The organism is Zavarzinia sp. CC-PAN008, assembly GCF_051903925.1.
GTDB lineage: Bacteria > Pseudomonadota > Alphaproteobacteria > Zavarziniales > Zavarziniaceae.
Genome location: NZ_CP173678.1, coordinates 2,434,144 through 2,447,649, shown reverse-complemented (window position 1 = coordinate 2,447,649; position 13,506 = coordinate 2,434,144). Strand labels below are relative to the sequence as shown.

Genomic DNA, 13,506 nt, shown 5'->3' with positions numbered 1-13,506 from the left:
CGGCTCAGGCGCCCCCACGCGGCAGGCGGACCTGGACCACGGCACCCTGGGGCGTTCCGTTGGCCACGATGAAGTGCCCCCCCGCCCGTTCCACGATGCGGCGGGCCAGGGCCAGGCCCAGGCCCAGGCCGCGCGGCTTGGTCGTCAGGAACGGCTCGCTGACCCGCGCCAGAATGCTGGCCGGGAAGCCGGGCCCGGTATCGGCGAACCCGATCTCGAACCCCTGCTCCCAATCGCGCAGCGTGACTGTCAGGCGGCCGTCCGTGCCCATCGCCTCGACCGCATTCACCACGATGTTGCCCAGCGCCTGGCCCATCAGCACGGGGTCGACGGCGACCGTTCCAGCGGCCGTCCGTTCGTCGCGCACGCTTGTCGCCATGCCGGCATGGCACAGCGTCTCGACATGGCGCAGCAGGATGTCGCGCACCAGCTCGGCCGGATCGACCAGCTGGACCGTCCCACTTTCCAGGCGGGAATAATCCAGCAGCTCGCGGACATAGCGGTCCATGCGGTCGACCTCCCGCGTGATGTCCTGGGCCGTGTCCCGCTGCTCCTCCCCCTCGTGCGCCAGAAGCTCGGCGGAGGAGCGGATGCCCGCCAGCGGATTGCGCAGGCTGTGGGCGACCGCACTCGCCATCTCGCCCACGGCGGCCAGGGCCTCCATGCGCGACAGCTCGGCCTGCTGGCCCTGGATCACCCTCGCCCCCCGGTCGACGATCCCGAACAGGGTCAGGAACAGGACAAACGCCGCCGCGGCCGAGCCGCCCAGGATCATGCGTTGCCCATCGCGGATCGTGGCGGTCAGCGCCGTTGGCACGGCATAGAGTTCGACCACGCCCTGCACCGCGGTGTCGCGCATCGGGATATAGGCTTCGATGAAGAGGGCGTCGTCCGCCACGGCCAGCGCCTCGTGCTCCTCCTTGTCATCATCGGACGCAGACCCGACCTCGGTCAGGACTTCGCCTGCCAGGGCTTCGTCCAGCTCCGGATTGTCGGCAAAGGTGCGTCCGATCAGCTGCCGGTCCGTCGACCAGACGATGCGCCGCTGCGGGTCATAGAGGTTGACCCGGATCAGGTCCGGCATGCCCTCGATATGCGCCACGAACGAGGCCAATGCCGGATTGGTCTCGATCGTGTTGGCAAAGGCCCTGGCCGTGGTGCCCTCGACCTTCAGCACGCTTTCCAGCGCCTGGCGGGTCATGGCCGCCTCGCGCTCCAGCATGCGGGTGCTGAGGAAGTGGGACATCAGCAGGGCAAAGCCGCTGGCCATCACGATGATCACGGCCGCCGCACTGATGCCGAACCACAGGCGCAGGTTGAAAGTCGATCGGGCCATCGCCGCCGCTCGTGTCCTGGGATCTGGTCGGACCATCAGGCCAGGACGCCAGGCCTGCCTTGGATCGGCGAACCTGGCGTCCGGTGCCGTGGGCCGGACGGCTTCGTCTATACCAGAAACCATAACCGGATTCGGGGCGCTGGCCCGGGACGTGCGTTTCAGCCGCGGCTGTCCTTGCCCCGGCCACGGCCCTGGCTGCCGCCTTCGCGCGCCAGGATCAGCAGGCCACCTTCGACCGGGGCCTGGATCTCGGCCTTGCGCTGCCCGCCCTTGTCGTCACGGCCCCGATCGTCGCGGCCCCGGCCACGGCCGCGGCTTTCCGCCTCGCGTGCCAGGATCAGCAGGCCCGCCTCGGCCGGAGCTTCAACCTCGGCCTTGCGCTGGCCGCCCTTGTCGTCACGGCCCCGGTCGTCGCGGCCCCGACCACGGCCACGGCTTTCCGCCTCGCGCGCCAGGATCATGCCGCCGGCGGAATCGGGGGTCCCGGTCACAGACGCGGTCCGCGGGACGGCCATCAGGGGGGCGGCATGCGCCTCAACCGCCAGGCCCAGCGGGGCGGCCAGGGCGAACAGGGCAGCCGACAGGATCAGGGTCTTTGCCATGGGTCTCTCCATCTCTCGTTTCATCGCCATCTGCGACTGACCCTGTATCAGCACAAGCCGTGCCAACTCAGGCGAGGAGGATAGATCCCCACGAAATCAATAACTTGAAGGATGTTCCGGCGACCAGGGGGCGTTACCAGGCGTAGCCCGGTCCGGGTGGGTGGGGGATCTGCCCCACCCCAGTCGTGGGGCAGATCCCCCAACCCGAGCGTCGGGGCCTGTTCAGGCAGCCACGGCGTGCGGCTCGCCATAGGTCGCCAATGCCCGCGCCAGCAGGGCGCGGTTGTCGTGGCGCCAGGGATGGAAGTCGCGGCGGAAGAAATCCAGGAACTCGCGCCGCGTCGCCCACAGCAGGCGCGCGACGATGCGGGACAGGCCCAGGATCGCGCGCGGCTTCGACACGCCCGAATTGCGCAGCAGGATCTGCCCGTTGCGCAGCACATGCGCCGCGAACTCCTTGGAGACATAGAGCAGCGCCTTCCGCAGGTGCTTGCGCTCGCCCCCCACGGCCAGGAACACGTCATAGGCGACGGCCTTGTGCTCCGTCTCCTCGATCGCGTGCCAGGTCCACAGGCGGCGCATCTCCGGCGGCATGTTGGCGGTCCAGCGCGGATCGCGCAGGATCACGTCGGCCAGGATCGCGGTGAAGTGCTCGTACGCAACCGTGATCGCCAGGTGGCCGATGGGCGGCACATTCTCGGCCGCCCAGGCATTGTTCTCGTGCATCTTCTGCTCGAGTTCGGCGAGATCGACGCCGCGCGCCCGGCACAGTGTTTCGTTATAGGTCTGGTGCTCGCGCGAATGCACCGTCTCCTGCCCGATGAACGAGCGGATCTCGCGGCGCAGCTTCTCGTCCGTGATCTGCGGCGCGAAGTGCTTCACGGAGTCGACGAAGAACGTCTCGCCCACCGGGAACAGGGACGACAGCGCGTTCCAGAACGCCGTCTCGACCGGCTCGCCCGCCCAGTCGGAGGCGAGCACCGCTTCCAGGTCGAAATGCTCGTTGCGGGGGCGAAAGACCAGGTCGGCGGGGGTTGCGTTCAACGTCATGGGAAACCAGCCTTGGCAATCCGTCGGAACTGACAGATTGTCATATGGCACTGATCCCGGCCGATGTCAACGCTGTTCTGTTGGCGCGCCCTGCGCCACGCCGCGCAGCACGGTGTCGACCAGGTCGCTCGTGAACGCTTCCATCTTGTCCAGCATCGCCTCGCGCAGGCGAAGCGGCGTGGTGCCCACGTGGTTGGTGACGCCGCCCACCACCAGGTCCATCAGCAGGCCGGGATTGACGTGCTCGACCACCTCTCCCCGGGCAATGGCGCGGCGTACGATGGCGCGGCCCTGCGCCACCGCGGCCTCGGCATAGGGAGCGGTGGCGTCGCGCACTTCCGGGAACAGCAGGGCGTCGATCAGGCGCCAGTGCATCACCCCCGCGTGCGGCCCGGTCAGCACGGCCGAGACCTGCCGCGCCAGGGCGACCAGGTCACCGCGCAAGGTGCCCGTATCGATCCGGTCGGGCGCCAGCCAGCGCGCCTCGAACGTGCGGCGCAGCAGGGTGGCGCGCTGCGGCCAGCGACCATAGAGGGCGGCCTTCCCCACCCCCGACCGCCGGGCCAGTGCCTCATAGGTAAAGGCCGCCCACCCACCCTCGGCGTACAGGGCGATGGCGGCGTCCAGCACCCGGTCCTCCAGCCCCGGATCGCGGGGCCGGCCGCGCAAGCCCAGACCTGTGGGAGGCGGACTTGTGGGAGACGACGCCATGCGCTATTTTCAGACGAAATTCGTCCGATAATCAAGGGGAGGGCCGGCGTGGGCCAACTTTCGGCAGAGGAACGCAGCGTCCTGACCGACGCGGTCGGCCGCCTGCTCGCGGATCGCAGCAGCGAGGAGGCGGTCCGCAAGACGATGGAAACGACCGCCGGCTACGACCCCGCCCTATGGGCGCAGTTGGCCGAGATGGGCATTACGGGCCTGGTCATCGACGAGGCGCATGGCGGCTTCGGCGCCGGACCGGTCGAGCTTGAGGCGGTGATGGAAGCGGTGGGGGCCGCCCTGCTGTGCAGCCCGCTGCTGGGCTCAAGCGTGCTCAGCGCCGAACTGCTGCGCGCACTCGGCGACGAGGCGGCCAATACCCGCCTTCTGCCCGGCATGGCGGCCGGCACCACGATCGCCGCCGCCGCGCTGACGGGCGATGCCGGAACATGGGCTGCGGACAGCGTCGCCGTCGAGGCGGCGGGCGACCGGTTGAGCGGTCATGCCAGCTACGTCATCCACGGCCAGAACGCCCACGTCCTGCTGGTCCTGGCCCGCGACGGCAACGGCCTTGCCGTGTTCGAGGTCGACCCCAGGGCCGCAGGCGTTGCCATCGCCGCCCTGCCCACGTTCGACCACACGCTGCGTCTGGCCCGCATCACCTTCGACGCAAGCCCCGCGACGCGGCTGGCGGGCGACGCGGCGCAGGCGCTGGCCCAGGCGCTGAAGCTGACCCTGGTGGCCCTGGCCGGGGAACAGGCGGGCGGGTCCAAGCGCGTGCTCGACTTCACCGTCGACTATGCCAAGGCGCGTTTCCAGTTCGGCCGCGCCATCGGCTCGTTCCAGGCGATCAAGCACATGGCATCCGACCTGCTGCTGGAGGCGGAAAGTGCCGTCTCTGCCGCGCGCCACGCCGCGGCGCGCCTGGCGGACGCCGCACCCGACGCCGATGCCGCGATCAGCCTGGCCGCCTTTGCCTGTGCCGACGCCTTCAGCAAGACGACGGCCGACAGCATCCAGATGCACGGCGGCATCGCCTTCACCTGGGCGCACCCCGCCCACCTCTATTTGCGCCGCGCCCGGGCCGATGCCCAGCTCTTCGGCACGCCCGCCTATCACCGCGAGCGCTTCATCCAACAGTTGGGAGGCTGAAATGCCCCAGACCAACACGGCAAAGACCGTGACCGACGAGGCGCTGGTCGCCGAGGCGCAGGCCTTCCTGAAGGCCAACTGGGACCCAAAGAAGTACGGCACGACCAGCCACATGGGCCATGTCGCCCCCGACCCCGCCTGGCTGGCCAAGGTGGTGGAGGCCCGCTTCGCCGTCCTGCGCTGGCCGGAAGAGTGGATGGGCCGCGGCCTGTCCGACCGCCAGGCCCGCCTGGTGGAGAAGGAATTCCGCAAGGCCGGCGCACCCGGCACGGGCCAGGACCGCAGCAACCTGTGGGCCAATACCCTGCTGGCCGGCGGGACCGAGGCGCTGAAGAAGAAGCTGGTCCTGCCGCTGCTGCGCGGCGAAGTCGCGATGTGCCTGCTCTATTCCGAGCCGGGTGCGGGCTCCGACCTGGCCGGCATCCGCACGCGGGCCGAGCTGAAGGGCGACCATTACGTCGTCAACGGGCAGAAGGTCTGGACCAGCGGGGCGGCCCAGGCCGACTACGGCATGCTGATCGCCCGCACCGACTGGGATGTCCCGAAGCATCGCGGCATCAGCTTCCTGTTCTGCCCCATGAAGCAGAAGGGGGTTGAGGTGCGGCCCTTACGCCAGATCACCGACGAGGCGCACTTCAACGAGGTCTTCCTGACCGACGCCATCGTGCCGGCCGAGAACCTGCTGCGGCAGCCGGGCGACGGCTGGGGCGTGCTGCAGACGGCGCTGGCCTATGAACGCTCGGTGATGGGCGACGGCGCCCGCGGTCCCCGCAGCGGTGCCGCCGAGTCGCGGGACGAGGAGCCGTTGATCGCGCTGGCGCGGGAGACGGGCGCGCTGGCCGATCCCACCCTGCGCCAGGACCTGGCCAAGGCCATCGCCTACAAGCGCCTCAACGCGCTCAACAATGCCCGCGCCAAGGCGGACCTGGGGCAAGGCACGTCGTCCCCGATCATGAGCCTGGGCAAGCTGGCGATGAGCCGCATCCTGCACGAGGAGGCCCGCCTGCGCACCGCGATCCTGGGTGCCGCCAGCCTGCTGGAAGGCCCGGACCACCCCCGGGCCGAGGATGCCAACTTCCTGTCGCTAAACGCCTATTTCACGTCGATCGGCGGCGGCACGGACCAGATCCAGCGCAACATCATCGGCGAGCGCGTGCTGGGCCTGCCCAAGGAGCCGGAAGTCGACCGCGACATCCCCTTCCGCCAGGTGAAGATCGGCGGCTAGGAACGCTCCACTCCTACCACCTCATCCTGAGGAGGCGGCACCGCCGCCGTCTCGAAGGACGGCTGCCCGTCCTTCGAGGCCCCTTCGGGGCATTGAGAAACCGGGGTAGGGCATCCCATCGCATATGTAATGTTCGCGCACGCTCATGCTCCGGGCATTGCCGCATCCGCCCAGCCGTCGCACCAATGGCGAAACGGAGGAGGCGGCCATGACGGACATTCTGGACCACTACATCGACGGTGCCGCGACCGCCCCGCAGTCGAAGGCCTATGTCGATGCCTTTGACCCGCGCACCGGCAAGGTCTCGGCACGCGTTGCAGGCGGGACTGCGGCGGATGTCGACGCCGCGGTCCGGTCGGCAGCAGCGGCCCTGCCCGCCTGGCGCGCACGGCGCCCGATCGAGCGCGGCCGCATCCTTAATGCCATCGCGCAAGCCCTGCGGGCCGAGAGCGCCAGCCTCTCGGCACTTGAGCGCCGCGACACCGGCAAGCCCGCCTGGCAGGCCCCGCTGGAGATCGAAGGCGCCGCCCAGTACTTCGAGTTCTATGCCGGCCTGGTGAACCTGTACCAGGGGGAGAAGATCGACCTGGGCGCCGGCTACCATTCCTACACGTCGCGCGAACCGTTCGGCGTGGTCGGCGTCATCACTCCCTGGAACGCGCCACTCAACCAGGCGGCGCGCGCCGTGGCCCCTGCCCTGGCGGCCGGCAATACCGTCGTGCTGAAGCCGTCGGAATTCACCTCCGGCACCAGCGTGGCGCTGGCCCGGATCGCGGTCGCCTGCGGCCTGCCGGCGGGCGTGCTCAACGTCGTGCTGGGCACCGGGCCGGACTGCGGCACGGCCGTCGTCTCCCACCCCCTGGTGCGCAAGGTCGCCTTCACCGGTAGCGTGCGCGCCGGCCGCGAGATCGGCCGCATCGCGGCAGAGCGCATCATCCCCCTGACCCTGGAACTGGGTGGCAAGTCGCCCAACATCATCTTTGCCGATGCCGACCTGGGCCAGGCGATCCCCGGTGCGGTGCGGGCCTTCGTCGTCAATGCGGGCCAGGTCTGCCTAGCCGGCTCGCGCCTGCTGGTCGAGCAGTCCATCCACCAGACCGTGGTGGACGGCCTGAAGCAGGCCCTTGCCGCGGTGAAGGTCGGTCCAGCGGACGACGCCATGGTCGGCCCCCTGACCACGCAGGCGCAGTACGAGCGGGTGAAAGCCTGGTTCGACGCCGCCCGGGCCGAAGGGCTGGAGCCGGTCGTGGGCGGTACCGTCCTGGACCCCGAGGCCTGTGGGGGCGGCTGGTTCGTGCAGCCGACGGTCTATGACGGCGTCACCAACGACATGCGCATCGCGCGGGAGGAGGTTTTCGGCCCCGTCCTCTCCGTGATCCCCTTTGCCGACGAGGCAGAGGCGATCGCGATTGCCAACGACACCGACTATGGCCTGGCCGCCGGCATCTGGACCCAGAACCTGTCGCGCGCCCACCGCGTCGCCGCAGCGCTGGAAGCCGGCCAAGTCTATGTCAACGAGTACCAGGCGGGCGGCGTCGAAACCCCGCTCGGCGGCTTCAAGATGAGCGGCTATGGCCGGGAAAAGGGGATCGAGGCGCTGCACCACTACACGCAGCTCAAGTGCGTGACGATCAAGCTCTAAGGGTTGTTTCGCATTTGCGAAATGACGCCGGCCCCTGCGGGATGGCAGTCTTTCCCCGGGTTAGACCAGGGGACACGGAACGATGAGCAATGCGGCCTGGGCGGAGCGTGCGCGGGCGGTGCTGCCGGCCGGCGGCTTCGGCAATTTCGACGCGGCCGTCTTCCTGAAGGAGGGCCGCGGCGCGCGTGTCTGGGATGAGGATGGGCGCCAGTTCGTGGACCTGCTCATCGGCTCCGGCCCCATGCTGCTGGGCCACGGCCATCCCGAGGTGCTGGAGGCGGTGGCCGAGCAGGTGCCGCGGGGCCTGACCTTCTTCACCAACAACGCGCCCGCGATCGAACTGGCCGAGGAGATCGCCCGCGCCGTCCCCTGCGCCGAGCAGGTCCGCTTCCTGTGCACGGGGGGCGAGGCCGACATGTACGCCATGCGCCTGGCCCGCGCCTTCACGGGCCGCGAGAAGATCCTGAAGTTCGAGGGCGGCTATCACGGCATGTCGGCCGAGGCGCAGATGAGCCTGGCGCCGACCCGCTTCGTCAACTTCCCCGAAGCCGTCCCCGACAGTGCCGGCATCCCGGAGGGCGTGCGCAATGCCATGCTGGTGGCTCCCTTCAACGACGTCGCGTTCCTCGAAAGCCTGCTCGCCGAACACGGGCCGGAGATTGCTGCGATCATTGTCGAGCCCCTGCAGCGCCTCATCCCGCCGCAGGAGGGCTTCCTGGAGGCGGTGCGGGCCCTGTGCGACCGCCATGGCATCGTGCTGATCTTCGACGAGGTGGTGACCGGCTTCCGCCTGGCCTATGGCGGCGCGCAGGAAGCCTATGGCGTGACGCCCGACCTCTGCACCCTGGGCAAGATCATCGGCGGCGGCTTCCCCCTCTCCGCCGTCGCGGGCAAGGCGGCGATCATGGCCCATTTCGACAAGGACCTGGTGGGGGCGGAGCGCTGGCTGATGATGCTGGGCACCCTGTCGGGCAATCCGGTCGCAGCGGTCGCGGGCCTCAAGACGATGGAGATTTTGCGCCGTCCCGGCAGCTATGACCGGCTGATGGCGAACGGGACGGCCCTGATGGCGATCTATGCCCGGCACCTGGACGGCGCCGGCATCCCGCATCGGCTGGTCGGCCATCCCAGCCTGTTCGACGTGGTCTTCACGTCCCGCGACGTGCGCGACTACCGCGACACGCTGACGGCCGATGCTGCCAGGGCCGCAACCTTCAACCGCGTGCTGCATGCCCATGGCGTGCTCAAGGCGCCGGGCAAGGTCTATCCCAGCATCGCCCTGACCGAAGACGACCTGGCCGTGGTCGACCAGGCCGTCGCCGCAGCGACCCGCGCGCTGCTCGCGTAGCGCGCAGGGCCCCGGCTCAGCGCGGGGTCATGCGGATGGCGCCGTCCAGGCGGACGTCCTCGCCATTGAAGTAGCCGTTGACGATCATCGTCTCGGCCAGCTGGGCATATTCCTCGGGCTGGCCCAGGCGCTTGGGGAAGGTGACGGAGGCCGCCAGGCCCGCCTTCACATGCTCCGGCGCGCGGCCCAGCAGCGGCGTGTCGAAGATGCCGGGCAGGATCGTGTTGACGCGGATCGCCTCCGACGACAGGTCGCGCGCGATGGTCAGGGTCATGCCGACGATGCCGGCCTTCGACGCCGTATAGGCGACCTGGCCGATCTGCCCTTCCTCGGCCGCGACCGATGCCGTGTTCACGATGGCGCCGCGGTCGCCATCCTCCAGGATCGGCAGGGACAGCATGCCCGCCGCACTCTTGGTGATGCAGCGGAACGTCCCGATCAGGTTGACCTGGATGATGCGCTCGAAATTGTCGAGCGGGTATTCCTTGACCGCGCCCGTCTGCTTGTCGCGCGAGACGGTCTTGGCCCCGCCGCCGACACCGGCGCAGTTGACCAGGATGCGCTCCTGCCCGATCGCCGCACGCGCCTTGGCAAAGGCGGCGTCGACTCCCTCGCTAGAGGTGACGTTGACCTGGCAGAACACGCCGCCCAGTTCGCGCGCCAGCGCCTCGCCCGTTTCAGGGTTCAGGTCGAAGATCGCGACCTTGACGCCGTGGCTGGCCAGGCGGCGCGCGGTCGCCGCGCCCAGGCCAGAGGCGCCACCGGTGATGACGGCGGAAATCGAGCTGTTCAGTTGCATGGAAACTCCGAAGGTGGTCGTCATCCCCCACCCGGCATGCGGGCGGGGGATCGTCTTTGGTGCCTTACTCGGCCGCGGCCAGGGCGGCGATGCGACGGGCGTCGCGCTGCAGCACTTCTTCGGCCTGGCGCATGATGTTGCGCACCAGCTCGGCACAGGTCGGGATGTCGTGGATCAGGCCCTGGCTCTGCCCCACGGTCCAGATGCCGCCGTCCAGGTCGCCCTCGGCCAGGACGTTGACGCGGCCGCGCTGGCCGCTGACCAGATGGCGCACGTCCTCGATCGTCTTGGTCGGATCCTGCTGGATCTTGAAGACCTCTTCCGAGATCGCGTTGCGGGCCACGCGGCTGGTATTGCGCAGGCTGCGGTTGGTCAGGACGGTGTCGCGCTCGGTGCTCTCCACGATCTTCTTCTTCACGTTCTCGTGGATCTTGCACTCCTTGGTCGCCATGAAGCGCGTGCCCATGTTCACGCCCTCCGCGCCCAGCGCCAGGGCCGCCGCCAGGCTGCGCCCGTCGGCCATGCCGCCCGAGGCGATGATGGGCACGTTGACCGCGTCCGCCGTCGCCGGCAGCAGCACGACCAGGCCGATGTCATCCTCGCCCGGATGGCCGGCGCACTCGAACCCGTCGATCGAGATCACGTCGCAGCCATGCTTCACGGCCGACACCGAATGCCGGACGGACGTGCACTTGTGGATGACCTTGACGCCATTGGCCTTGAAGTCGGGCAGGTGGTCGACGGGCGCGCGGCCCGCGGTCTCCACGATCTTGACGCCGCTTTCGATGATCGCCCGGCGATACTCGTCATAGGGGATCGGGTTCAACGACGGCATCAGGGTCAAGTTCACGCCGAACGGCTTGTCCGTCAGGTCGCGGCACTTCTTGATCTCGGCGTGCAGCTCCTCGGCCGACTGCGAATGATGCGCCGTGATGAAGCCCAGTGCGCCGGCATTGGCAACGGCCGCGACCAGCTCGGCATAGCCGACGCCCGTCATGCCGCCCATGACCAGCGGGGTCTCGATGCCGAACATCTCCGTAAGGCGGGTCTTGATCATCGTTTCCTCTTCCCGTCGTTCTTGGGTCCAGCGGCCGCGGGCGCCACGGCCCGCCGGCGCGTTCGGCAGCCTGTATGAAGCATGCGCCCCCGTCTGACCAGGGGATCGCTGCAACAGCGTTTCAACGCGACGGCTCAGCCAGGCCAGTCCAGCGCCGCGACCTTCTCCAGGATGCGCTCGCGCGTGCGCACCTGCGCCGCGCTGTGCCCGACCTCTGGCCGGCCGTGGTGCCAGCCCATCAGCGCCAACTCCCGCACCAGCAGGAACAGCGGCAGCAAAGCCAGGTCCTGCGCCGACAGGGCGCGCACCGCGCGGTAGCCCGCGACGCAGGCATCGCGCAGGGTCGGGAAATCCGCATGGTCCTGGTAGGACGCCAGTGACACCGCCAGGTCATAGAGGTGCCAGCCAAAGGCGCAATCGTCGAAGTCGATGACGGCGGCGCGGGTGCCGTCGACCAGCACGTTGCGCGGGTGCAGGTCGGCATGGATCAGGCTGTAGCGATCGGCCGGCTTGCCCAGCGCCGTCAGCACGCCATGCAGGTGGTCGCGCAGGCGGACGGCCATGGCGCGCTCGACTGCGCTGAAGCTGCGATTGTCCCAGAACGGGCCCCAGAAGGGCGCGCGCCCCATCAGGCCATCGGCATCCAACGCATGACGGACGAAGCCGGGCGGCGGAACCCAGCCGGCCGACTGGTTGTGCATCGCGGCCATCAGCGCGCCCATGCGCGCGAAATGGGCGGCATTGACGGCGACCGCCCCCTCCCGCGCGACGACATCGGCCAGCAGTTCGCCCTCGACCCAGCGCGCCAGGCCGGCCCAGCGCCGTTCGCCGAACCCGGTCTCCACCTCCACGAAGCTGTCGCCCGCGGGTGTGAGCAGCGGCTCCGGCGCCGGGATGCCCGCCTGCGCCAGCGCCCTGGTCCACAGGTGCTCCGACCGGAGCGAGGCGATCTCGTGATAGCCGGGCCGGTGCAGGCGCAGGGTCAGCGGCCGTCCGTCGGCTGCGTCGACCGCGCGGAAGGTGATGTTCTCGCTCAGGTTCACGAAGTCGAGTGCGGCGGGCGTCACCCCGAACCCCGCCAACGCCGCCAGCGCTGCGGGCCGGTAGCGGACGGCCGCCTCGCTCTCCGCACTCATGCCGCCAGTTCGGCGATCGTCTCGTCCCAGGCGACCAGGAAGGCCGCGGCATCGTCGTGGGAAAAGACCAGCGGCGGCCGGATCTTCACCACATTGTTGTAGGCCCCGGCATTGCTGGTCAGGAAGCCCTTGTCCTTCAACCGATTGATGATGCGCTTTGCCAGCTCCAGATCCGGCGCCTTGTCGGCGGGGTCGACCATTTCCACGCCGATGAACAGGCCATGGCCGCGCACGTCGCCGATTGCAGCACTTGCCCCCTTGCGCTGGGCGAGTGCTGTCTTCAGCGCGGTGCCGACGCTGGCCACATTGGCGCGCAGGTCGCGGCCCTCGATCTCGTCCAGCACCGCCATGCCCACGGCCGCCTGCAGCGGGGACGAGGCAAAGGTGTTGAAGTAGCGGGTCTGGGCGCGGAACGTCTCGACCAGGGCGCGGCTTGCGGCGGTCGCCGCCAGCGGCAGGCCGTTGCCCATCGGCTTGCCTGTCACGACGATGTCGGGGGTGAAGCCCATCACCTCATAGCCCCACCAGTGCCCCGTGCGACCATAGCCGGCCTGGACCTCGTCCGCGATCACCAGGCCGCCGGCGGCATGGACCATCTCGGTCGCCCGCGCCATGAACCCGTCCGGCACGTCTGGCAGGCCCTCGTTCGCAAAGATCGAGCAGACGATGAAGGCGGCCAGGCCCGCCCCGCTGGCCTTCAGGTCGGCAATCGCATCGCTCAGGGCCTTCAGATACGCTTCGCACAGTTCAGCGCGCGAGGCCCCGGGGATCAGCGGGCGGAACGTCTCGGGAAACGGAATGGCCCGGGCATGGGGGTTCTGCGACGGGTTCTGCCCCAACCGGTTCATCGAACCGACCAGTTCGCTGTTCCCGTGATAGGTCGCGTTGGTGCAGACGATGCCCGCCTGGCCGGTGGCAAAGCGGGCCATGCGCAGGGCCACCTCATTCGCCTCGGTCCCGCTGCAGCTGATGATGACGCTCTCGATCTGGTCCCCGTGCAGAGCTGCCAGCCGCTCGCAGAAGGTGACGACCCCTTCGTGCAGGTAGCGGCTGTGGACGTTCAGCGTCGCCTGCTGCCTGGCCATCGCCTCGGCCACGCGGGGGTTGCCGTGCCCGACACAGGGCACGTTGTTGTACATGTCGACATAGCGCCGGCCCTCGGCGTCATAGAGCCAGGCCCCCTCCCCCCGGACGATGTGCAGGGGGTGCTCGTAGAACAGCGGAGCGCCGGCGCCCAGGGCGCGATTGCGGCGTTCGAGCAGGGTCGCGGCGTCGGTCATGGTCCCCCCGGGGATGCGGCCTCGCATCCTATGCTGCGGCGCGACAGCGCGCCAGGAACCGCCGACGCGGCGTTGCGTCCCCAGCGGCGCGCCGGTGAAGCGCGCCTCCACGCCCTCTCAGGCCCGACCGGCCGCGCCGGATTGTTGTGGCGGAAGCGCCGTGCTTGAGGCATCTGG

General features: G+C 69.4%; 12 protein-coding genes. 4 read left to right on the top strand and 8 right to left on the bottom strand.

Annotated features, from left to right (window positions below; genetic code table 11):
* Positions 1-4: 4 nt before the first annotated feature.
* The 4 genes from ACI6GS_RS11540 to ACI6GS_RS11525 all read right to left on the bottom strand — a co-directional run bounded on the left by ACI6GS_RS11540 (position 5) and on the right by ACI6GS_RS11525 (position 3,657).
* Complete coding sequence (locus ACI6GS_RS11540; protein WP_439813592.1) at positions 5-1,336, bottom strand: sensor histidine kinase; 1,332 nt, start codon at positions 1,334-1,336, stop codon at positions 5-7.
* Between the two features lie 158 nt (positions 1,337-1,494).
* Entirely contained in the window at positions 1,495-1,938 is a 444-nt protein-coding gene (locus ACI6GS_RS11535; RefSeq protein ID WP_439813591.1) for a hypothetical protein, read from the bottom strand.
* A 222-nt stretch (positions 1,939-2,160) separates the two neighbouring features.
* A complete protein-coding gene (locus ACI6GS_RS11530) occupies positions 2,161-2,988 on the bottom strand; it encodes a metal-dependent hydrolase (RefSeq protein ID WP_439813590.1) in 828 nt (275 codons plus the stop codon).
* Between the two features lie 66 nt (positions 2,989-3,054).
* Positions 3,055-3,657 carry a TetR/AcrR family transcriptional regulator gene (locus tag ACI6GS_RS11525; RefSeq protein ID WP_439813589.1) on the bottom strand — a complete coding sequence of 201 codons (603 nt, stop codon included), beginning with the start codon at positions 3,655-3,657 and terminating at the stop codon, positions 3,055-3,057.
* 90 nt (positions 3,658-3,747) lie between these two features.
* On the opposite strand from ACI6GS_RS11525, the gene ACI6GS_RS11520 reads away from it, so the two are divergent.
* From ACI6GS_RS11520 to ACI6GS_RS11505, 4 genes are all read left to right on the top strand, one after another.
* The gene (locus ACI6GS_RS11520) at positions 3,748-4,842 is read left to right on the top strand and encodes an acyl-CoA dehydrogenase family protein (protein ID WP_439813588.1); all 1,095 of its coding nucleotides are present in this window, start codon (positions 3,748-3,750) and stop codon (positions 4,840-4,842) included.
* 1 nt (position 4,843) lies between these two features.
* On the top strand, positions 4,844-6,067 hold the full coding sequence (locus tag ACI6GS_RS11515) for an acyl-CoA dehydrogenase family protein (protein ID WP_439813587.1): 1,224 nt from the start codon (positions 4,844-4,846) through the stop codon (positions 6,065-6,067).
* Positions 6,068-6,275: 208 nt separating this feature from the next.
* Positions 6,276-7,709, top strand: coding sequence for an aldehyde dehydrogenase family protein (locus ACI6GS_RS11510; RefSeq protein ID WP_439813586.1), 1,434 nt, complete (start codon positions 6,276-6,278; stop codon positions 7,707-7,709).
* Between the two features lie 82 nt (positions 7,710-7,791).
* Positions 7,792-9,057, top strand: coding sequence for an aspartate aminotransferase family protein (locus ACI6GS_RS11505; RefSeq protein ID WP_439813585.1), 1,266 nt, complete (start codon positions 7,792-7,794; stop codon positions 9,055-9,057).
* Positions 9,058-9,073: 16 nt separating this feature from the next.
* Here ACI6GS_RS11505 and ACI6GS_RS11500 read toward each other — a convergent pair whose 3' ends face one another.
* From ACI6GS_RS11500 to ACI6GS_RS11485, 4 genes are all read right to left on the bottom strand, one after another.
* Positions 9,074-9,856 carry an SDR family NAD(P)-dependent oxidoreductase gene (locus ACI6GS_RS11500; RefSeq protein WP_439813584.1) on the bottom strand — a complete coding sequence of 261 codons (783 nt, stop codon included), beginning with the start codon at positions 9,854-9,856 and terminating at the stop codon, positions 9,074-9,076.
* A gap of 64 nt (positions 9,857-9,920) precedes the next feature.
* Positions 9,921-10,913 (bottom strand): NAD(P)H-dependent flavin oxidoreductase, encoded by a 993-nt coding sequence (locus ACI6GS_RS11495; protein WP_439813583.1) that lies wholly within the window; start codon positions 10,911-10,913, stop codon positions 9,921-9,923.
* A gap of 134 nt (positions 10,914-11,047) precedes the next feature.
* Positions 11,048-12,049: a phosphotransferase enzyme family protein gene (locus ACI6GS_RS11490; protein WP_439813582.1), complete on the bottom strand. Its 1,002-nt coding sequence runs from the start codon at positions 12,047-12,049 to the stop codon at positions 11,048-11,050.
* Positions 12,046-13,329 (bottom strand): aspartate aminotransferase family protein, encoded by a 1,284-nt coding sequence (locus tag ACI6GS_RS11485; RefSeq protein ID WP_439813581.1) that lies wholly within the window; start codon positions 13,327-13,329, stop codon positions 12,046-12,048. Before ACI6GS_RS11485 ends, ACI6GS_RS11490 begins: the two co-directional genes overlap by 4 nt.
* Positions 13,330-13,506: the final 177 nt, after the last annotated feature.